At 35.9% G+C, this 21,550-nt stretch carries 16 protein-coding genes; 11 read left to right on the plus strand and 5 right to left on the minus strand.

Going from position 1 to position 21,550, the window contains the following annotated elements:
• Window positions 1-12 precede the first annotated feature (12 nt).
• The 3 genes from ACG94X_RS10610 to ACG94X_RS10620 all read right to left on the minus strand — a co-directional run bounded on the left by ACG94X_RS10610 (window position 13) and on the right by ACG94X_RS10620 (window position 2,336).
• Complete coding sequence (locus ACG94X_RS10610) at window positions 13-1,056, minus strand: NAD(P)H-dependent flavin oxidoreductase (RefSeq protein ID WP_419383695.1); 1,044 nt, start codon at window positions 1,054-1,056, stop codon at window positions 13-15.
• A gap of 129 nt (window positions 1,057-1,185) precedes the next feature.
• Complete coding sequence (locus ACG94X_RS10615; RefSeq protein ID WP_419383696.1) at window positions 1,186-1,887, minus strand: VIT1/CCC1 transporter family protein; 702 nt, start codon at window positions 1,885-1,887, stop codon at window positions 1,186-1,188.
• A gap of 104 nt (window positions 1,888-1,991) precedes the next feature.
• On the minus strand, window positions 1,992-2,336 hold the full coding sequence (locus ACG94X_RS10620; protein ID WP_419383697.1) for a hypothetical protein: 345 nt from the start codon (window positions 2,334-2,336) through the stop codon (window positions 1,992-1,994).
• A gap of 552 nt (window positions 2,337-2,888) precedes the next feature.
• On the opposite strand from ACG94X_RS10620, the gene ACG94X_RS10625 reads away from it, so the two are divergent.
• The 4 genes from ACG94X_RS10625 (at window position 2,889) to ACG94X_RS10640 (ending at window position 5,108) form a co-directional block, all read left to right on the plus strand.
• Window positions 2,889-3,299 (plus strand): roadblock/LC7 domain-containing protein, encoded by a 411-nt coding sequence (locus tag ACG94X_RS10625; protein ID WP_419383698.1) that lies wholly within the window; start codon window positions 2,889-2,891, stop codon window positions 3,297-3,299.
• 391 nt (window positions 3,300-3,690) lie between these two features.
• A complete protein-coding gene (locus ACG94X_RS10630) occupies window positions 3,691-4,047 on the plus strand; it encodes a roadblock/LC7 domain-containing protein (protein ID WP_419383699.1) in 357 nt (118 codons plus the stop codon).
• Window positions 4,048-4,143: 96 nt separating this feature from the next.
• On the plus strand, window positions 4,144-4,359 hold the full coding sequence (locus tag ACG94X_RS10635; RefSeq protein ID WP_419383700.1) for a DUF1653 domain-containing protein: 216 nt from the start codon (window positions 4,144-4,146) through the stop codon (window positions 4,357-4,359).
• A gap of 137 nt (window positions 4,360-4,496) precedes the next feature.
• Window positions 4,497-5,108 carry an O-methyltransferase gene (locus ACG94X_RS10640; protein WP_419383701.1) on the plus strand — a complete coding sequence of 204 codons (612 nt, stop codon included), beginning with the start codon at window positions 4,497-4,499 and terminating at the stop codon, window positions 5,106-5,108.
• Window positions 5,109-5,190: 82 nt separating this feature from the next.
• Here the strand turns inward: ACG94X_RS10640 and ACG94X_RS10645 are convergent, their stop codons facing one another.
• Complete coding sequence (locus ACG94X_RS10645) at window positions 5,191-5,397, minus strand: KTSC domain-containing protein (protein WP_419383702.1); 207 nt, start codon at window positions 5,395-5,397, stop codon at window positions 5,191-5,193.
• Window positions 5,398-5,636: 239 nt separating this feature from the next.
• On the opposite strand from ACG94X_RS10645, the gene ACG94X_RS10650 reads away from it, so the two are divergent.
• On the plus strand, window positions 5,637-5,993 hold the full coding sequence (locus ACG94X_RS10650) for a VOC family protein (RefSeq protein ID WP_419383703.1): 357 nt from the start codon (window positions 5,637-5,639) through the stop codon (window positions 5,991-5,993).
• A gap of 57 nt (window positions 5,994-6,050) precedes the next feature.
• On the opposite strand, the gene ahpC is transcribed toward ACG94X_RS10650, so the two are convergent.
• Window positions 6,051-6,614, minus strand: a complete 564-nt coding sequence (gene ahpC / locus ACG94X_RS10655; RefSeq protein ID WP_419383704.1) for an alkyl hydroperoxide reductase subunit C — start codon at window positions 6,612-6,614, stop codon at window positions 6,051-6,053.
• 642 nt (window positions 6,615-7,256) lie between these two features.
• Here ahpC and ACG94X_RS10660 point away from each other — a divergent pair.
• The 6 genes from ACG94X_RS10660 to ACG94X_RS10685 form a co-directional block, all read left to right on the plus strand.
• Window positions 7,257-11,285, plus strand: coding sequence for a DUF3418 domain-containing protein (locus ACG94X_RS10660; protein ID WP_419383705.1), 4,029 nt, complete (start codon window positions 7,257-7,259; stop codon window positions 11,283-11,285).
• 46 nt (window positions 11,286-11,331) lie between these two features.
• Window positions 11,332-12,447 carry a beta-ketoacyl-ACP synthase III gene (locus tag ACG94X_RS10665; RefSeq protein ID WP_419383706.1) on the plus strand — a complete coding sequence of 372 codons (1,116 nt, stop codon included), beginning with the start codon at window positions 11,332-11,334 and terminating at the stop codon, window positions 12,445-12,447.
• A 173-nt stretch (window positions 12,448-12,620) separates the two neighbouring features.
• Window positions 12,621-13,397, plus strand: a complete 777-nt coding sequence (locus ACG94X_RS10670; RefSeq protein WP_419383707.1) for a 1-acyl-sn-glycerol-3-phosphate acyltransferase — start codon at window positions 12,621-12,623, stop codon at window positions 13,395-13,397.
• Window positions 13,398-13,555: 158 nt separating this feature from the next.
• Window positions 13,556-13,954: a GFA family protein gene (locus ACG94X_RS10675; RefSeq protein ID WP_419383708.1), complete on the plus strand. Its 399-nt coding sequence runs from the start codon at window positions 13,556-13,558 to the stop codon at window positions 13,952-13,954.
• Window positions 13,955-14,253: 299 nt separating this feature from the next.
• Window positions 14,254-16,536 carry an Ig-like repeat protein Blp2 gene (gene blp2, locus ACG94X_RS10680; RefSeq protein ID WP_419383709.1) on the plus strand — a complete coding sequence of 761 codons (2,283 nt, stop codon included), beginning with the start codon at window positions 14,254-14,256 and terminating at the stop codon, window positions 16,534-16,536.
• Between the two features lie 668 nt (window positions 16,537-17,204).
• A partial coding sequence (locus ACG94X_RS10685) for a beta strand repeat-containing protein (RefSeq protein WP_419383710.1) occupies window positions 17,205-21,550 on the plus strand: 4,346 nt, incomplete at its 3' end.

A 21,550-nucleotide genomic window follows, 5' to 3' on the forward strand; every position in this document is an offset into this window, starting at 1 on the left:
AGTAGATATAAATTACTCAGAACTCATTTCTACGACCAATTGGTTCATCAAATCTTGCGCTTCTAATTCACGAATTTGGGAAACATTAGAACCTGCCCAAAATGCGCCATAGTCAACTTCACCATTTTTAACTGCTAAAGTATTTAATTGTTTGGCTAAGTCATAAGCATAGGGATAGGGTGCAACTGAAGGACGATCTGGGTGATCAACTATTGTATGCCAAAGGTTAATTAAACCACGGGCAGGGCGGCCAGATATGCTTGAAGTAATCTGTGTTAATGGTTGATTAAATAATGCTTTGCGATAAGCAGCATTTGCATTTGAAGATTTACACTGTACAAAGGCAGTACCCAGCTGAACAGCATCTGCTCCAATTTTTAACATGGCTTTGGCTTGCTTACCATTCATAATGCCACCAGCAGCAATAACTGGCAACGTACAATGCTGTTTAATCAGTTGTACTAAATCCGCGGTTTTAATTGCCGCATCAATATTCTGGTTGAAAATACCACGGTGTCCACCTGCTTCAATCCCCTGAGCAATAATAATATCTATCCCAGCTTCTTGAATGATTAAAGCTTCAGCTAAATTGGTAGCGGAAACCATGGTTACAATACCTACAGCTTTTAATTGCTGAATTTGATACTCATGTGGAATACCAAAGTGGAAGCTGACAGCTTTAGGTAGTGTTTCTAAGCAAAGGTTTAAAAAGTCGTCATTATCTAAAAAACTTGGATAAATACATTTCAATTCAGTGGGCGCAGTTGCAGCAAACTTCTCGAAATGGTGCTTAATATTTTCAGTCCAAGCATGATTTAAACTTATGTTTAAATTTGCAGGTTCATGACAAAAAAAGTTTAATTGAAAAGGCTTTTCAGTTAAAGCCAGAGTTTCTAAAATTTGTTTTCTTGCGGATTCAATTGAATTTGCTCCCAAACCCAATGAACCAAGTCCACCTTGATTCGACACTTCCGCAGCCAGTTGTGGAGTCGAGACACCTGCCATGGGTGCAAGGAGTATCGGGTGTTTAATTCCCAATAGATTTAATATAGACATACTTTTTATTCCCTAAGTTTCTATTTACTTTGCCGAAGCTGAAATGAATTAGCAAATTATGTTGAATATTTATTATAAAAATATAACTAAAATACATCTTATTGATGTTAATAAAAGAACCAATCAGAATTAAATAGGTGAAACATGAAAAAGTGAGCCAATCCAACTTGAGAAAGCCATAGCTAAAACACCCCAAATAGCAACACGCATACTTCCTTTCAGCATGGATGTTCCTGCGAAATAACTAGAGATAGCACCTAAAATGATTAAAGATAAAATACCGACTACGAGTACGACTTTATCTAAATAGGCATCTGGACTAAATAAGATTGCGAGCATTGGTAATAATGCACCAATTGAGAATGAAAGTGCAGATGAGCCAGCAGCTTGTAATGGTTTCGCAGCAGTCATTTCATTAATACCAATTTCATCACGCGCATGTGCTTCTAAAGCATCTTTTTCAGTCAGTTGTACTGCAACTTGATGGGCAAGATCGGGGTCTAAACCACGATAGATATAAATTTGAGTTAATTCTTTCAGTTCTAAATGTGGATTTTTTTCTAATTCACGGGCTTCAAATTTTAAGTCAGATTTTTCAATATCTAACTGTGATTTAACAGAAATATATTCACCGGCTGCCATAGATGTTGCACCAGAGATTAGCCCAGCTATACAAGTAATTAATAATGTATGACTCGAAGCGCCACTTGCCGCCATTCCCATAACTAAACTGGTCACAGAAATAATGCCATCATTTGCACCTAAAACAGCAGCCCTTAACCAACCTGTGCGTTGCATAAAATGTTGTTCTGAATGGTGAGAATGAAGCATGAGATATCTCGAATTTCAATGTGTATCTATGATTAAACTAATTGATTGCAGTAATGTGTATTATAAAAAAACTCCTACATGAGGAGCTTTTTCATTCTGAAAAATTAATGTTGAACTTTTTCTTTAACATGTTCAGCACCATGTTCAATTGCGCCTGCTGTAGCAGCAGTTGCATTTTTCGCAGCACCAATCGTTGCATCAGCAGCACTGACTGTAGCGCTAGCAGCAGTATCTACGGCAGTTGCAGTCGCATTTGCTGCATTATCAGCAGCTTGAGCAGTTGCATTGGCTGCATTTTGAGTTGCATTTTCAATATCCTTACCAGCTTGTTGTGCAGCATTTTCTAAATGCTCACCAGTAGTTGCACCTGTTTCAGGCGCTTTCTCTTTGCTACAACCAACAAATGTAACGGTAGCAACAAGACCTAAAGCAACAAGAAATTTATTCATTATCATTTACCTTTTATTGATTAATTTTTTGGCATCCAGCAGCTGGATGAATTAAATATAAACATAAAAAATCTTCAAATCAAAAAGTTATATGTAAAGTTTTTATAAGGACAATGTATGTGAGGATAGATTTTTGCATGGTCATTACATAATAAGACTTGGAAATATGATGAGGATAAGTTATGAATATTGATCGTATTAATTATTTTAATTGTTTTACATTCGAGGCTGAAATGAGTACAAAATACAATGAAGAAAGTGATTTTGATGACTAAATTCGTAATGGATGAATATTGAGGCAATGACAAAATAGAACTAATACCAAGCCTATTATTTAACTTATTGTTTAACATTGCTTTATAGTTTATTTAGGATAATAGGTATTTGATATAATTCAAAAATAATCATTTACAAGCGTATAAAAACACGATTAAATTGCTTCCAAAATGTGAAATATATCAAGAAATATTTCATATTGATGAATTTATAAGGTTTGAACTTGTAGATTTAAAAAATTTGTGAACTTGTTAATTGTTTTAAGGGGCGGTTTATATGTTGGATTTAAATTTATCCAGAAAAGTTCCTGATGAATTTGTTGCGTACGGTGAAAAACAGATTAGGAATTTACTCAACTCTGTAACAGGTGTTGAATTTGTTATGTTATGTACGTCTGATGGATTTGAAATTGCGCTCGCAAATAAGAAAAATATAACTAATTCGGGAAAAATTGCGGCAGTCAGTAGTTCTATTTTAGCGATGATCACCGCTTTTATTTCTGAAATTAACTTAATTGGTTGCCAAACAATTACCTTGGATGCAGAAAATGGTAAAGCTTTTTTAACGGCAATTCCTCATCCGCAATATCCTCTCGTGTTGGTTGCGATGACCAATAAAGAAATTTTATTGGGGCAAATATTGTACGAAATAAGAGTGGCATCGGAATTACTTATTAAGAATATATAATGCTTTATTTTAAAACTGATATAAAGTAAGCATGTAAGTGTTTTTTGAAATTAATGCGATGTATGTTGAAGTTATTTTATTTGTGTGGCATACATCTCATTAGTTTAAAAGATGATGAAATTTCTAAATAATCAAAAGAGTAATTTATTTTCACTTTACCCTTGAATAAGTATTATTTTTTATGTTATTAAAATATACATAGAACATAATTAATTAAAATTGATTATTTATCAGAATTAAAATATGTATTCAATTTAAAAGAATACTCATTTTATAAATTTTAGTTAGAAATTCTATTTCTAACTAAAATGGAACAAGCTTTGGTTGATCAAATTATTTGAATGACTAAAGCTGAAAACAACAATGTTTTTTTAATAAACGGGGATGCTCAATGGCTCGTATTACACTAGATCAATTAACTGATATCGATGGTTTTGTTTGTGCAGCATTGGTAGATAGCGAAAGCGGTCTATCTTTAGCAACAGCAGGAGCAGGCTTAGATTTAGAATTAGCAGCTGCAGGTAATACTGAAGTTGTTCGCGCTAAACGTAAAGTCGCAAAAGCTTTAAAATTAGATGACGTAATTGAAGATATTTTAATTACATTAGGTAAACAATATCACCTAATTCGCCCATTAGATTCAAATGAAAACTTGTTCCTATATCTCGTATTAGATCGTTCTAAATCTAACTTAGCGATGGCTCGTCATGAGTTAAAATCGTTTGAAAAAGAATTAGATTTTTCTTAATTCAAAGAAAAGCAATAAAAAACTCGTCTACGGACGAGTTTTTTATTGGCGGATCATGTATAACTCAAATAATGAGTATTTAAGTGTTGAACGAATATGTTACAAACAGGAATTTATAAACATTATAAGGGGCAGTTATATCAAGTATTGCATGTTGCTACCCATAGTGAAACACGAGAAAAGTTAGTGGTATATCAATGTTTATATGAAGATTATTCAATATGGGTTAGACCGTATGAAATGTTTATTGAACAGGTTCAGTTAGAGGATGGTTCATTAATATCAAGATTTGAGTTTTTACATTCGGTTTAAATTAAATGTGGATGAGGGTTAAATACTCTAGCGTCATCCACAATAAATATATCATTGAAAATCTATGTACTCATTGTCATCGTGATGACGTAAATGATTGAAATAATAATATTAAGCGAGATGAGGATAATCCAAGAATGAGTCTGAGTAATCCTTTTTTACAACGGTTAAATGAGCTATATCAATCCTTTATAAAATTTGATGCGACCCAATGTGACCGTATTAAAAGATATCGAAATATTGAACCTGAGTCTGCTCTATTTTTGGCGATGCAAGTGCGTATCCAGCAGTCGAAAAAAATTTTGGAAATCGGTACATCAACCGGTTATTCAACTTTATGGCTTGCAGATGCAGCAAAAGTGACTGGTGCGAAAGTTACTACCTTAGAAATTGATGAACAACGCACTGTGCAAGCTAAGCATTATGCAAAAGAATTGCAAGTTGATGATGTCATTGATTTTTGGGTGGGAGATGCAAAAGTTTTTTTAGAGCAAAACCATCATAAAAATTATCAAGAAAAGTATGATTTTATATTATTGGATGCTGAACGAGATGCTTATTTAGATTATTGGGTTTATTTACAAAATATGATTCAACAAAAAGGTGGCGTTTTGATTGTTGATAATGTTATTTCTCACGCCGCAGAAGTGAAGACGTTTATTTCAGAAGTAAAAAATGATCCAAGATTTATGACCACCACTTTATCTATAGGTGCTGGATTATTTATAATTACATTTAAAAATGATTAATTTTAAATCAGGGAGTTAAAACTCCCTTATTGATATAAATGAATATTTTTTAATTTCAGTTATTTATCTAGCATTTTAAAAATCATAGAATAGAAATTTTGTTAAAGTGTAAGTCATATTCTAAATACTTATGCACAAAAGCTGTTTTATCACTACATCGCAGCAAATTATTATAAATAAATTCTGGCACGGGGTGGTAAAGCTCACCATAACCATTATTGTAAAAAATTTTCAAATACCGTGAAGAAGCGTTGTACTTCCAAGAAGTCACGGTAATCATTGATCCCATAAGCAACCCCTTAAACTTTTGATTGTTTTACAGAAAAATATTTTCTGTATATTTTGAAATTAGTCTATTCGATCATGGAAAAGTAGAGTGGTTTTGTAAATAAATTGATTAATTTCAGATAATGATATTTATAATTAGACAATACATACTTCGCTAATTTAATTACTAAATGTCTAAGTAAGCAGATTATTAGACATTTTTAAACGTAACTATTTAGACAATAAATAAAGGAAATGCACATGACTGAATTATCAAATAAAAAACAAGTTTCGATTAACTATATCGAGTTTCAGGTGAACGATATTGGTCGTTCTAAAGATTTTTATCAAAGTTTGGGATGGACTTTTACTGATTTCGGCGCTGAATATTGTGAATTTGATTCTGGTAGCATTAAAGGGGGATTTGCTCAGTCAAATGATGTACATAGTTCAGGTGGCACTTTGGTGATTTTATATAGTAATCATTTAGAAGGGAGTCTACAGCGTGTCAAAGATGCCGGAGCATTCATTAGCCAAGATATTTTTAATTTTCCAGGTGGGCGCCGTTTTCATTTTAAAGATTTAGATGGTTATGAGTTGGCAATTTGGTCTGAATAAATATAAAAAAACCACGCTAAAAAGCGTGGTTTTTTGATCAGTACAATCTAAAAGAGATTAGATTTTACCAACTAAGTCGATTGAAGGAGCAAGAGTTGCATCGCCTTCTTTCCATTTAGCAGGACATACTTCACCTGGGTGAGCGTGTACATACTGAGCAGCTTTAACTTTACGAAGAAGTTCAGATGCGTCACGACCAATACCACCAGCATTGATTTCAACGATTTGTACCTTACCTTCTGGATCGATAACGAAAGTACCACGGTCAGCAAGACCAGCAGATTCAATTAAAACTTCGAAGTTTTTAGAAAGCGTCCAAGTTGGATCGCCAACCATTACGTATTGGATTTTTTTGATTTCTTCAGAAGAATCGTGCCAAGCTTTATGAGTGAAATGCGTGTCAGTAGAAACTGAGTAGATTTCAACACCTAACTTTTGGAATTCTGCATAGTTGTCTGCAAGATCACCAAGCTCAGTTGGGCAAACAAAAGTGAAGTCAGCAGGATAGAAGAAGACAACAGACCATTTGCCTTTAAGATCCGCTTCTGTAACTTCAATGAATTTGCCGTTTTGGAAAGCATCAGCTTTAAATGGTTTAACTTCTGTATTAATCAAGCTCATCATTATCTCCATGATTGAGGTGTGTTTTTTAATGAAATTAAGTATAGGTCATTCTGTGTTATTGGTGAAATAGTATTTTTTCATCATTAAAATCGGAAAAGCAAATGTTGCCGATTTTTGAATGGTATTTCATCAATAAAAATACTGCTGTCTTAAACATCAATTCAACATGATTTTCACAATGAATAAATACCAAATACATGTGATTATTGAATGACTACAACATCTGTTCTAAATCTGTTTTACAACATGCCGCCAGTTAGAAGCATTTTCAAGGGCCGATTGCAAAAAAGCTATAAAAATTATTTTCAAGCTTAGAATCTGTTCATATAAGATCGAGATACTTTTAAACACTGCGCATTATTACTTTATCTTGCTTGTTCCATTATTGATGTCATTCAAAAAATTTCTGCTAGGTATTTCTTATCTTGATTTACGCTTTATCTCAATTATGTGTTTTATCTTTAATAGACACTGATCCATTCACAAATATGATGTATGACCGTATTTTTATTGTTAAGACTATTGGTTAATAAGTTGGTTCGTTACTCAAATTATGTTTTTAATTTTCAGTAGTATTTTCATTATCCGTCAATGAAATCATATTGAATAGACTATCTCTCATGAAGTTTACAGCGTAAAATGTTCGGTTCAAATTTGAAAATTCAGGAAAAAGCATCTGTGCCAAATCAGTCAAATGTCGATCAGTTGGTCATGGTTCGAGATCGCCATCGTTTAAGTCGGCTGAAAAAAGGCAAAGAGGCGAATCCTGAAAAATATGCAGAACTTTTTGAAAAGTCTAATCAACAAGTCAAAAAGCGTTTTGGCAGTTTGCCAACGATTAAACTGAATCAGGATTTACCTGTTACGCAATATGCAGATAAGTTAATTGAAGCGATTCAAAAAAATCAAATCATTATTGTCGCAGGTGAAACAGGTTCAGGTAAAACCACGCAGTTACCGCAAATTGCCATGCTTGCAGGGCGTGGTTTGACAGGTATGATCGGTCATACACAACCACGTCGTCTTGCTGCACGTAGCGTATCGCAACGTATTGCCGAAGAAGTAGGTGAGAAACTGGGTCAATCGATTGGTTTTAAAGTTCGTTTTAATGAACAAGGCTCTAATGATTCCATCGTCCGTCTGATGACCGATGGTATTTTATTGGCTGAACTGACCAACGACCGTTATTTAAATAAATATGACACGATTATTATTGATGAAGCGCATGAACGATCGCTAAATATCGATTTCATCATGGGTTATTTAAAACAAATTGTTAAGAAACGCCCCGATTTAAAAATTATTATTACGTCTGCAACTTTAGATGTGAACCGTTTTAGTCAGTATTTTAATGGCGCACCAATTTTTGAAGTAGAAGGGCGTAGCTTTCCTGTAGAAGTGGTTTATCGTCCAATTTCAGAAATGAGTATTGGTGGCAGTGATGATGATGACTTCGATGATTTTGAAGAAAATTTACCCCGTGCAGTAGTACAAGCTGTTGAAGAATGCTTTAGGGATGCTGAAAGTAAGGGACATCCTGAACATGCGGATATTCTAATTTTCTCGAGTACCGAGCAGGAAATTCGTGAATTACAGGAAACACTACAAAAGTTTGGCCCAAAACATACACAGATTTTGACTTTATACGCACGTTTGGCTCTTGCAGAACAACAAAAAATCTTTAATACAAGTGGTGGCGGACGACGTATTATTATTGCGACTAACGTAGCAGAAACAGCATTAACAGTACCGAATATTCGTTATGTCATTGATAGTGGTTTTGCCCGTATTTCGCGTTATAACTATCGTTCACGTGTTCAGCGTCTACCGATTGAAGCAGTGTCACAAGCTGCAGCCAATCAGCGTAAAGGACGTTGTGGTCGTACTGCCCCCGGTGTTTGTATTCGACTATATAGTGAAGATGATTTCCAAGGTCGTCCTGAATTTACTGAACCAGAAATTAAGCGTACTAATTTAGCATCAGTCATTTTACAGATGCAAAGTCTTGGCTTAGGCACTGTAGAAGAATTTGATTTTATTGAGCCTCCTGATCATCGTTTGGTCAATGATGGTCGTAAATTGCTGATAGAATTGGGAGCGATTCATGATGAGCAGAATCCACCTAAATCGGTGGATAAAAGTGGGCATGATTTAACGAATCCGCAAATAGAAAATCCTCATCATTCCCCTTTTTCGAAAGAGGGACTTCAAAGCAATGTCTCAACGATTAAAAAAGTCGGACATCAAAGTAATCCTTTAACCAAAATCGGTCAGCAAATGGCGAAAATGCCAATCGATCCAAGGCTTGCCCGTATGATTTTGGGGGGAGCACATTTTGGTGTTTTAAATGAAGTTTTAATTATTGTCGCTGCCTTGGCAGTGCAAGATCCTCGTGAACGTCCTGCCGATAAGCAAGCTCAGGCAGATCAGAAACATGCACTTTTTAAAGAAGCAGATTCTGACTTTTTGTTCTATATCAAATTGTGGAATACGCTTGTAGAAAACCGTGAAAATTTAAATGAAAATAAGCGTCGTGCTTTCGCTAAACAGCATTTTCTGAGTTGGTTGCGTCTACGTGAATGGCAGAAAACCCATGAGCAATTACTTGATTTAGCACAAGGTTTAAAGCTTTCATTTAATGAAAAGCAAGCCAATTATGAAAATTTGCATCGGGCTTTGCTCACAGGTTTATTGTCTTTTATTGCCAATAAAACAGATGAACGCAACATTTTCATGGCAGTGCGTCAGCAAAAAGCTCGTATTTTCCCTGCATCTACTTTGCATAAGAGCAATACACCGTGGGTAATGGCATTTGAAATGGTGGAGACATCACAGGTTTATTTGCGTACTTTGGCAAAAATTGAACCTGAATGGATTCTTCTGGCTGCCCCGAACTTATTGAAACATCACTACTTCGAGCCACATTGGGCGAAAAAACCAGGTGTTGTGAATGCTTATGATCAGATTTCCTTGTTTGGACTGATTATTGAGCCAAAACGTCCGACTAATTATGAAAAAGTCGATCAGCCTGCGGCACATGAAATTTTCTTACGAGATGCTTTAACTACTGGAAATTTGGGAACGACACCGCCATTCTTAAAGCATAATCTATTAAAACTTGATGAAGTTGAAAGGGTTGAAGATAAATTACGTCGTCGTGATTTAGTGGTGGATGAAGAAACTATCTATCAGTTCTATGCGTCCAAAGTACCCGAAGATATTGCGAGTCGGCGCAGTTTTGAAGACTGGCGTGCAACTGTAGAATTACAAAACCCACGTTATTTATTTATCGATGATGATGCGTTGTGGATGAATGATCGTCCGACTACACAACAGTTTCCCGATTATTTACATAATGGGCAGTTACGTCTGGCGGCTAGTTATCGTTTTGATCCAAGCCACGATGAAGATGGTGCAACGGTTCAAATTCCAGTTCAGGCTTTGCCGCAGGTCGATGAAAATATTTGGTCATGGGGTGTTCCGGGCTGGCGTTTGAATTTGATAGAAGCATTGCTGAAATCCTTACCCAAAGATAAACGTCGCAATTTGGTACCCATTCCTGATACTGCTAAAAAACTCATGCAGAAGGTTGATGCACAACATTTAAATACACATATTTTTGATTTTTTAGCTTTTCAATTACGTGGCGATCAAATCACGGCAAAGGATTTCTCCTTTGAACGGATTGATCAATACCTTATTCCATTCATTAAAGTGGTGGATGAAAAGGGTAAATTAATTGAAAAAGGTCGTCATTTAGATGAACTGAAAGCACGTTGTCGTACCGAAACGCATAGCCCTGTGAAGCAGCTTAAAGGTGAATTTAAAACATTCCCCGACACCTTTGTTTTTGAAGCATCGCAAAAAGTGACTGGTGTTGTGGTTAAGCAATATCAAGCACTGGTATCAACCAAAGCGTTTGCTCAAATAGATGCAAAGGATGAATCAGGAGTCGTCATTCAGACCTTTAATGATCAAAATGAAGCAATTAAACAACATCGTGAAGGTGTGATCCGTCTAATTCATATGCAATTGGGCGATTTAATCCGTCAATTGAAAAAGCAGATTTCCAAGCCACTTGCTTTAGCCTATTCCCCATTGGGTGATAAGGCAAAACTTGAACAGATGTTAGTCTATGCTACGTTGCAGATGTCGATAACAGATTTACCGATCAATGCTGAAGAGTTTGAAAAACTATCTATTGATGTGAAGAAAAGTTTCCTGTCACATGGTCAAGAAGCCTTAAAAATCATCAGTGAAATTTATATTCAATGGCAGGAAATCCGTCAAAAATTGTTAATGGTGGATCAGAATGTATTTACCAAAAATATTGATGATATGGAAGATCAATTGGATTTGATGGACTTATCCAATTTTGTCTATACTAAATCTTCCGATGTGTGGCAGGAATATCCACGATATTTAAAAGCCTTGATCTTGCGTTTAGACCGTTTGGCGAATAACCTGAATCGTGATAATGATGCTATCCAACAGATTGATCCGTGGATGGATAAACTATTTAAGTTTAAAAATGATGTCCGATTGAAAGAATTATATTTCATGGTAGAAGAGTTACGCATTTCATTGTTTTCTCAGCCGATGAAAACCAAGTTTCCTATTTCCACGACACGCTTGCAAAAGGTTTGGGAAAAGCTTGGAATCAGTTAGAATAGAAATAATTTGAAATATTTGTGAATTGAAAAAGGAGTTTTACATGGGCATCCGTATTACAGGTACAGGTTTATATCATCCTGAAGAAGTGATTACCAATGAAGAGTTGGTCGATTGTTTAAATGCTTATGTGGAACAATTTAACAGCGTAAATGCTGCAAAAATTGAAGCAGGCGAAGTCACTGCACGTCGTGGCTCTAGTGCGGAATTTATTGAAAAAGCATCCGGTGTTCAGCGCCGTTATGTCGCTGAAAAATCAGGTGTATTGGACATCAATCGTTTACGTCCACGTCTTGAAGAACGCTCAGATGAAGAGCTTTCTATTCAAGCAGAGTGGGGAGTGATTGCCGCTAAACAGGCGATGGAGAATGCAGGCGTGACTGCAGAAGACATCGATGTTGTGATTTTGGCATGTTCAAATTTACAGAGAGCATATCCTGCGGTTGCCATTGAAATTCAGACTGCACTCGGCATTCAAGGCTATGCTTATGATATGAATGTAGCGTGTTCTGCGGCAACTTTTGGTTTAAAACAGGCTTATGATGCTGTAAAAACTGGCGCACGTCGTGTGCTATTGGTCAATGTGGAAATTACTTCAGGTCATACGGATTATCGTTCACGTGATTGTCACTTTATTTTTGGTGATGTTGCGACTGCTTCAATTATTGAAGATACGGATGTTAAATCAGGTTTTGAGATTGTAGACACACATTTGTTCACGCAATTCTCAAACAATATTCGTAATAATTTTGGTTTCCTGAATGGTTCTGAACTGACTTCTCGTGATGACAAGCAATTCCGTCAGGATGGTCGTAAAGTATTTAAAGAAGTGTGTCCTTTGGTTGCGAAAATTATTTCGACGCAATTGGAAAAGAATAACATTCGCCCTGAAAATGTGAAGCGTTTTTGGTTGCATCAAGCCAATGCCAATATGAATGAGCTGATTTTGAAACTCATCGTGGGTAAAGAAATTGCCGAAGCTGATCCAGATTTAGTACCTATTATTTTGAATGAGTTTGCCAATACGTCTTCAGCAGGTGTAATTATTGCATTGCATCGTACTGCAGATCAGGTGAATGATGGTGAGTATGGTGTACTATGCTCATTCGGTGCAGGTTATTCGGTCGGTTCGATTCTTGTTCAAAAGCATGTAGTTTAATTATTCTTAAAAGCTAATCTCTCCCAGTCTCCCTTTAAAAAAGGAAGCGTATTACGAATCTAATGATGCGTGAATACATAAAATAACTCCTCTTTTTAAAGAGGGGTTAGGGGGGGATTATTCAATCTGTAGTCTCAGTTTAAATCTAAAATAAATACTTATAGAGATATAACATGACTCAAAAGACCTTGCACATACAGCACAATTCAAAATTGATTCGTTTGATTAGTATGTTGCAGCGTTATTATTTTAAACCGACTTTTTTAGGCACAGAAAATATTGTGGCGAATAAACCTGCCATGTATGTTGCCAATCACACTATTTACGGTGTTCTTGATTCTCCGATCATTATTGACTATTTGTACAATCAGCATAATATTGCCGTGGTGAGTATGGCAGACCATATGCACTTCCATGTTCCTGTGTGGAAGGAAGTGGTGAAGCGAGTCGGTGGTGTCGATGGTGTACAGGAATATGCGCGTGAAGCTATGCAACAAGGCTATTCGATTCTGGTATTTCCTGGTGGTGGTCGTGAAGTGATTAAACGTAAAGGCGAGGCTTATCAGTTAATGTGGAAGCAGCGTTATGGTTTTTTAAAATTGGCGCAGGAGTTTAATTATGATATTGCGCCTTTTGTCGCATTAGGTGGTGACGAAGTCTTTGATCTTGGTTTTGATGTCAATGTTTTACTGAAACAGAAATGGTTTAAGAAATTATTATCCAATCCGAAAATTGGCTCATTTCTACGTCAGGGTGATGTTATTCCGTCTATTCCATCGCATATTATTCCCAAAAGAATTCCGTTTTATTTTAATTTTTTACCAAGAAGATCCGTTGAAAATATTAAAACGATGGATGATATGGTTATTTTTCGGGATGAGTTACAGCAATTGCTTTATACTGAAATTGAATTTTTGAAGCAGTACCGTGGGCAAGATTTAGCAAAATAATCAAAATAAAATGATGACTTTTTTATCGGTTTATCATGGAGTTTTTACTCCACGACATATAGACATATATAAGAAAGCATGCATAAATCAAAAAATGAATAAAAATATGTACCATTAATAATTCTATTCAATGCATATTGATAAAATGAGGAATAAAAATGTACACAGCATCCTGTTTTTGCGGTGGTATTCAACTGAAATTAAATTGTGAAATTCCCAAGATATTTGTTTGTCATTGCCAGCAATGCCAAAAAGCACAAGGTTCTGCTTTTGTCGCCATTGCCCCAATTCAAAACAAAGATTTGGAAGTTTTGCAAGGTCAGGAGCTTTTTGGTGAATATTCATCTACACCCAATAAAAAGCGCGTGTTTTGTAAAAAATGTGCATCACCGATATTCAGTGCAAGACTGGATTTACCCGAAGTAATTCGCTTACGTGTTGGCATCATTAACGAGGCTTTAAATGCGGACATAGCATCGCATGCATTTACAGATTATAAAGCCGCATGGTTTGAAATTTTAGATGGTCATCCAGAATTCTCTGAGGCAGTTTGTTAAGGATGAATGAATGAACAATGCAACAAGTCGTTAAATGAGTTTTTATAATATTGAATGGACGATTAATTTTCAAAAGGTTCATTTTATATTTTGAAAAGCTTAATGGTTATTTTTAAGTATGAAATATGAATAAAATGCTAAAATTTTGTTCATAATTTAAATTTTAATTGTTGATTTAATTGTTATTTTATAAATTTTAGTCATTTGTATCTTTGTCTAAAATTGTGAATAGCAATTTGTTTAAATGTGCACCTTCTGTATAATTAAGACCAAACTTAATTGTTAAATAGAGAGTATAAATGATAAGAATAGTTGTAGCTGCAAAACAAGATAAAATACTATTGCAGGATTCTCAGTCAAAAGCATTAATTTTAGATCAGCCATCTATTATTCAAATCGGTGTCACTCAACAAGAAGTCAAAACGCTTGTAAAATCAGGCGATAATTTAATTATTACTTTAACAAATGGTGAACAGATTGTGCTTGAGCACTTTTTTCAAGCCGATGGTATAACTACACATTCTTTAGTATTCCCACAGCCAGATGGAAGTTTTACACTCGCCAATTTTAATGAAAGTGGTAAGTTTACAAATTATTCAGGCTTGCAAAAACTGGATACATTATTGTACGAAGGGGCAGAAACTGCTAATAGCACACCTTTAAATGCATATGAGGCAAGTGCGGCGGAATCGGTTAAATCAGACTTTTCATTGTCAAATTTGTTTAGCTCAAAGACTGTAAAGGCAGGTTTAGGACTTGCTGGAGCAATTGGTCTTGGTTTGGCTTTGCTAGATAGCGACAGTGGTTCTTCGAGTAGCAATACTTTACCCGATATGATTGCACCTAAAACACCAACAGCAACTTTAAGTGAGGATGGTAAAACTATTAAAGGGACGGCAGAAGCCAATAGTACGATCTATGTTGTTGATAAAACTGAAAAAGTCATTGCAACGGTACAAGTAGATAAAGATGGCAATTATTCAGTAACTTTACCTGATGCACTGTTAAATAATAATAGCTTATATATCAATGCTAAAGATAAAGCGGGAAATGCGTCTAATTATACTCAAGTGACAGGAACGAAAGATACGATTGCACCAGATGCGCCACAAGCACAGTTGAATGAAAATGGTTCAATCGTGACAGGTCATTCTGAAGCGAATGCAACAATCAATGTATATGATGCTTCAGGACAATTAATTGGGACGGCAAAAGCCAATGCTCAGGGGCAATTCTCTATTGCTATTTCTCCTGCAATAACTGGATCGCAGACAGGTACTGTGGAAGCGATTGATTCGGCGGGAAACAAATCTGAGTCGCATAAAATAGAATTTGGTAAAGATACCCTTGCACCAGATCAACCAAAATTTGAAGTTGCAAAAGATGGTGCTTCGATTAAAGGCACAGCGGAAGCCAATGCCAAAGTCATTATTCAAGATTCAACAGGAACTGTGATTGGTACTGCGACAGTAGATGCTAATGGTAAATTCACTGTGGCGATTTCGCCTGCTTTGGATTCATCTAAAACAGGTAAAATTATCATTGAGGATGCAGCAGGAAATCAGTCTAAAGCTATAGAAATTAAGGCTGAACAAGATGCTTTAGCACCTGAGCAACCTGTGGCAAATTTAAATGCGGAAGGTAGCGTCATTACTGGAACTGCAGAAGCAAATGCTAAAATTTCGGTGTACGACAGTGCAAATAAACTATTAGGTTCTGCAACAGCAGATGCTAATGGCCTGTACACGGTAACACTTTCGACGGCTTTGACTGAATCTAAAACAGGTTCTGTATCTGCGACGGATGCGGCAGGTAATCAGTCTACGATCACGACTGTTAGTGGAACGAAAGATATTACAGCACCAAGTAGCCCTAAGATTGGTGATGTGACTGACGATGTCGGAACTAGTACTGGATCAGTTGTTGCAAATGGTACAACTGATGATAAGCGACCTGTGATTTCTGGTACTGGTGAAGTTGGGGCAACATTAATCGTTTATGATAATAATCAAGCGATAGGCAATGTAAAAGTAGGAACAGATGGTAAATGGTCTTTCAGTTTTGATTATGATTTAAGTGTGGGGAGCCACAGTATTACCACTGTTCAAACGGACAAAGCTGGAAACACCAGTTTAGTGAGTGATGCACGTACATTTACAGTCGTTGAATCTGTAGCAACAAGCTCGATTGATGATACTTCGTTGAATAATACCGCGACAGATACAGATTCGAGTGTGACTGCTTTGGGGGATTCTTTGAATGAACCTGTCAATATCTTTACAGTATTGGGTGACCAAGTAGTTGATACAGATACGGTCAATGCAACGAGCCTTAATACACAAAGTGATCACGCTTTAATTCTGAATGATGTATTGACTACTCAAACTGCTGAAAGTTCACAGAATAATGTCGTTGACTCTATTATTTCAGATGCAATTTCTAAACATACATCTGATAGAACGGTAGATGCTTTAAGTTTAACAACATCCTCAGTTAACAAAATAATAGCAGCTCAAGATATTTCAGTGCTGCAATCTGATGTAATTTCAGACTTATTGAATGTGCAATCAGTAATGTTCTAATTGAAATGTAAATAGAATTAAGCATCTACGGGTGCTTTTTTTATTAAAATGAATTGACTATAAAGTAGATTAAGATCCCAATGTCCATCAACACTACAAGATTAAGAAAAAGAATTCATGCTAGATTTCGTAGATGTAGATGAAGTCTATTCCAAATCTTGGTGGATACGAGTTGAAGTCTAAATTTCTATATCGCAATAAATATGATTCTGTTGGTTTAGTGTATTTTTAATTTAAAGTAAGTCACTTTATATAAGTAAGTTATATTTAGTCAATAGTATAAATAATAAATTCTGAATCGGCGTGATAGCTGTGATTATCCTCAATTGAAAATATGATGAATATGGGGGGAGGTATTTAAAGTAATGCAAAAAATTAAATTTATTGAGGAACTTTTTAACAATTACTTCGGTGATGATTATTTCATCAAGCTATATAATAAAATTTCATACTTAATATTCCAAAATAATTTTATTCAGGTCTTTTAAAAATAGTATTTTTTATATAATTTTAAATATATAAATCATGGATTATTTTGTAGGTATTCTTAATCAATTGTTTTATTTTTATTTTAAATGTCCTTTAAAATCACCAATTTCAGGTATATACATCTGTATGTTTTTTTGTTGAAATGGATGAAATTTAATCTATTTCACATTGAGAATACCATGAATAAAATCTATAAAGTTATATGGAATACCCAACTGGGATGCTGGCAAGCTGTTTCAGAGCTCGCAAAAAATCATACATCATCACAAACGACAAGCACTGTAAAAAGTAGCATTACAGGCATCGTTCAGCGTGTTTCAGCGCTCTTGTTATTTGGTATGGCAATGTTGCCACTATCTATACATGCAGCCATTTCCAATACCGAACTTCCAACAGGGGCACAGATCAATTCAGGTTCTGCGACCTTTAACCAAACGGGTAATACCTTAAACATTAACCAAAATAGCCAAAACTTAAGTACCAACTGGAATACTTTTAATATTGGTCAAGATGCAACGGTTAATTTTAACCAACAAAATAAATCTTCTGTTGCTATCAACCATGTCAAAGACAGTAATGCTTCACAGATCATGGGACGTTTAAATGCCAATGGACAAGTATTTTTACTCAATCCAAATGGTGTGGTTTTCTCTAAAACAGCTCAAGTGAATGTTGGTGGTTTGGTTGCTTCAACTTTGAGTTTGAATGATGCTGATATTCAAAATGGGAAATTTACTTTAAAAGGTGATGCCAACAGTACTGCAACGATTGAAAATCAAGGCACAATCAATACGCTACAAGGTGGAACAGTTGCACTCATTGCCCCAAATGTAAAAAATACAGGCACGATTAAAACACCCAATGGTACAACTCATTTAACTTCAGCTAGCCAAGTTACTTTAGCTTTACAAAATGGTTCGTTGACGCAATACCAAGTTGATCAAGGGGTATTGCAAGGCTTAGTAGACAATGGTGGTGCAATCATTGCTGACAATGGTGCGGTGCTATTAACAGCAAAAGCCAAAGACAGTTTAAGTAAAGCAGTGGTGAATCATACAGGTATTATTGAAGCCAATCGTTTAACACAAAATGCCAAAGGGGAAATCATCATACTGGGTGATGTGAAATATGGTGAAACGAATGTCAGCGGGACTTTAAAAGCTGAAGGGAAAAATGGTGTAGATGGCGGATTTATTGAAACCAGTGCAGCCAAAGTCAATATTGATCAAGATATAAAAGTTTCAACATTATCTGATACTGGTAAAACAGGTGAATGGCTGATTGATCCGTATAATGTGGTTATTTCGAATGCGGTAGATACAGGTACAGGTTTTGTTGCTAATCAAGATGATACCATCATCAACGCAACAACGTTAACCAATGCTTTGGCAACGACAGGTGTAACAGTTTCTACTGGCGGAACTGCTGTTGGTACGCAAGAGGGCAATATCACCGTTGATGCTGATTTAGCTTGGGCAAGTAATTCAACGCTGACTTTACAAGCCGATAAAGACATTATTTTAAATAAAAAAGTAACTGCGACAAGTGGTGGTCTGACTTTAAATGCAGCCAATAATATTTCAGCAAATGATGCAATCAATGTTGGAACCTTTACTTTAACCAAAGGTAACTGGCTACAAAATGCACCACTACTTCCAAGTTTTTATGCCAAAGATTTTCGTTTAAATGGTGGTAGTTTTATCCGTGCACTAGGTGGGGATGGTTCTGCTGCAACACCATGGAAATTGACCGATATTTATGGCGTGCAAGGTATGGGAACCAAGCTTAATGGGAACTTTGCTTTAGCTAATGATATTGATGCCAGTGGAACAGTTAACTGGAATAGTGGTGCTGGGTTTAATCCGATTGGGAATAGTTCAAATGCTTTTACTGGTGCATTTGATGGTTTAAATCATACAGTGACTGGTCTAACAATAAATAGATCAACTTTAGAAGGGGTTGGTTTGATCGGTTGGGGCAACAATGTAAAAATTTCAAATATAGGATTAGTTGACTCAAATATTGTTGGTGGTCGTATTAGTGGAACATTAGCTGGTTATTTGGGATATGACAGTAGTATTATAAATAGTTATACAACTGGAAAGCTTACAGTTTCATCTCAGCACGCAGGGGGGATATTAGGTGCTTTTGAAAATGGGACTTCTGAGTTGTTAAATTCATATTCTACTGTCTCAATTAATGGTAACAGCATAAGTAGTTCAATTGGTGGATTGATAGGTACAACAAATTCAGCAACCACGATTAGCAATTCTTATTATGCAGGGACTATTGAAAATGGAAATAATAATGTTGGTGGTATTTTAGGTGATAGCTTTAATAATAATTTGATTAACATCAACAATTCTTATGTAATAGGGAATGTTAAAGGAAGTGCTTATACTGGGGCAGTTGTTGGTGGTAGTTCTCTTGCTTCAAGTTTGACAAATTTAAATATACAGAATAGTTTTTTTAATATTGAAACTACAGGTCAAACACAGGCTCTAGGTAATAATTCGGGTTCCTTGACAAATGTTGTGGGCTTAACTACAGCTCAAATGTTTGATAAAAATAATTTTTCAGGTTTTGATTTTGGTTCAATTTGGGGCAATGGGAATAATCAAACCACACCATACTTACTCAATCTTGCAAATAACCAAGTGTTTAATAAAAATGATTTGCCAACTGGAACGATTACTTCAACGAATCGTCCAGCTTTATATACGGCTATTTTAAATATAAATCAATTACAGGATATGAATAAAAATCTGAGTGGAAAATACCTGCTTGGAAATAATATTGATGCGTCTGATACAGTGAATTGGAATAGTGGGGCTGGGTTTAATCCGATTGGAAATAGTTCATTAGCATTTAGTGGTGTGCTAGATGGTTTAAACCATACAGTAAATGGTTTAACAATTTATAAGCCGAATACAAATAATCTAGGACTTTTTACTCGAACCACTAATACTGCTTATATCAAAAATATAGGTTTAAAGAATGTCGCTATAACTGGGTTTGACAATTTAGGTGGCTTGGTAGGATATAATTTAGGTAGCATTTTTAATGCACATACAACCGGTGAAATTAAATCTATAGATAATACAAATTATACTAATTCGGGTGGAATTGGTGGTTTGGTTGGTTATAACGGAAATGAGATTAAAAATTCATATTCTGCGGTCAATGTATCTTCTACATTAGGGACGCAAGCCAATCAAGGTGGATTGGTTGGTTATAACGTGGGAGGAAATATATCTAACTCCTTTGCAACTGGTAATGTGAATTCGACTAGTAATTTGAGTGATTTAGGTGGCTTAGTTGGACATAATGGCGGAACTATATCTAATTCATATGCAACAGGAAATGTGACTTCAGGAAATACAAATTCATCCTATGGTTTAGGTGGCTTAGTTGGATTTAATTCTGGAGGAGCAATTTCTAACTCGTATGCTTCTGGGGTTGTAACGTCAACGTCTAATAATACATTAACAACAGGTGGGTTAGCGGGAACAAGTGGGAGTGTTGTAAATAGTTTCTGGAATCAAGAAACCACAGGACAATCAACAAGCGCTGGTGGTACAGGCTTAACTACAGCTCAAATGCAAAATCTGGATACATTTACAGGTGCTGGTTGGGATATAGATGATGCTGGTGGGACTGGAAAAGTTTGGCGTATTTATGAGGGGCAAACTGCACCGTTATTAAGAAGCTTTTTAAAAGCTTTAACCATCACTAATGATGATACAACAACGACTTATAATGGTAAAAATCAAGGTGGTGGTTATCAAGTTGTTCCAGTCGGAACAGTTTATGATCCAACACTTATTTTGTCTCAACAAAAAAATGCAACGCCCACAGCTGTAAATATTGATTTAAATAAAGATTTGTATTCTGTTCAGCAAGGTTACGATTTAATTGTTCAAGGTGGTAGTGGTACTGGGACTTTAAAGATTAATCCAAAAGACATCACTGTGACAGCGAATGGCGGAACATCTATTTATGGCGACAATCCACTGAATCCGAACTTTAGTGCAAATGGCTTGGTGAATGGAGAAACTGCCTCTGTACTTACAGGATTAAACAACAGCTTTGGCATTAACAATACAAGCAATGCTGGTAGTTATACATTGGCAGTAGATGGCACATTGACCAATGGGAACTACAACATTACCCAACGTAATGATGGAACATGGACTGTTGGTAAAAAATCCATCGTAGTGATAGCGAATGGTGGCACATCGACTTATGGCGACAATCCACTGAATCCGAACTTCATTGCCTCAGGCTTGGCGAATGGAGAAACTGCCTCTGTACTTACAGGATTAAACAACAGCTTTGGTATTAGCAATACGACCAATGCAGGTAATCACACCCTCACTGTTGATGGCACATTGAGCAATGGTAACTACAACATCACACAACGTACTAATGGCACATGGGTGGTGGGTAAAAAAGACATTACTGTAACTGCGAATAGTGGCACATCGACTTATGGCGACAATCCACTGAATCCGAACTTTAGTGC

It is taken from the genome of Acinetobacter psychrotolerans, from assembly GCF_048552595.1.
In the GTDB taxonomy this organism is placed as follows: Bacteria; Pseudomonadota; Gammaproteobacteria; order Pseudomonadales; family Moraxellaceae; genus Acinetobacter.

What these genes read in the sequence shown, in the direction of transcription:
- ACG94X_RS10665 (WP_419383706.1), top strand. Translation starts at nt 11,332, where the DNA reads ATGGGCATCCGTATTACAGGTACAGGTTTATATCATCCTGAAGAAGTG.
- ACG94X_RS10645 (WP_419383702.1), bottom strand. Translation starts at nt 5,397, where the DNA reads ATGGGATCAATGATTACCGTGACTTCTTGGAAGTACAACGCTTCTTCA.
- ACG94X_RS10610 (WP_419383695.1), bottom strand. Translation starts at nt 1,056, where the DNA reads ATGTCTATATTAAATCTATTGGGAATTAAACACCCGATACTCCTTGCA.
- ACG94X_RS10615 (WP_419383696.1), bottom strand. Translation starts at nt 1,887, where the DNA reads ATGCTTCATTCTCACCATTCAGAACAACATTTTATGCAACGCACAGGT.
- ACG94X_RS10635 (WP_419383700.1), top strand. Translation starts at nt 4,144, where the DNA reads ATGTTACAAACAGGAATTTATAAACATTATAAGGGGCAGTTATATCAA.
- ahpC (WP_419383704.1), bottom strand. Translation starts at nt 6,614, where the DNA reads ATGAGCTTGATTAATACAGAAGTTAAACCATTTAAAGCTGATGCTTTC.
- ACG94X_RS10625 (WP_419383698.1), top strand. Translation starts at nt 2,889, where the DNA reads ATGTTGGATTTAAATTTATCCAGAAAAGTTCCTGATGAATTTGTTGCG.
- blp2 (WP_419383709.1), top strand. Translation starts at nt 14,254, where the DNA reads ATGATAAGAATAGTTGTAGCTGCAAAACAAGATAAAATACTATTGCAG.
- ACG94X_RS10675 (WP_419383708.1), top strand. Translation starts at nt 13,556, where the DNA reads ATGTACACAGCATCCTGTTTTTGCGGTGGTATTCAACTGAAATTAAAT.
- ACG94X_RS10630 (WP_419383699.1), top strand. Translation starts at nt 3,691, where the DNA reads ATGGCTCGTATTACACTAGATCAATTAACTGATATCGATGGTTTTGTT.
- ACG94X_RS10650 (WP_419383703.1), top strand. Translation starts at nt 5,637, where the DNA reads ATGACTGAATTATCAAATAAAAAACAAGTTTCGATTAACTATATCGAG.
- ACG94X_RS10670 (WP_419383707.1), top strand. Translation starts at nt 12,621, where the DNA reads ATGACTCAAAAGACCTTGCACATACAGCACAATTCAAAATTGATTCGT.
- ACG94X_RS10660 (WP_419383705.1), top strand. Translation starts at nt 7,257, where the DNA reads ATGTTCGGTTCAAATTTGAAAATTCAGGAAAAAGCATCTGTGCCAAAT.
- ACG94X_RS10620 (WP_419383697.1), bottom strand. Translation starts at nt 2,336, where the DNA reads ATGAATAAATTTCTTGTTGCTTTAGGTCTTGTTGCTACCGTTACATTT.
- ACG94X_RS10640 (WP_419383701.1), top strand. Translation starts at nt 4,497, where the DNA reads ATGAGTCTGAGTAATCCTTTTTTACAACGGTTAAATGAGCTATATCAA.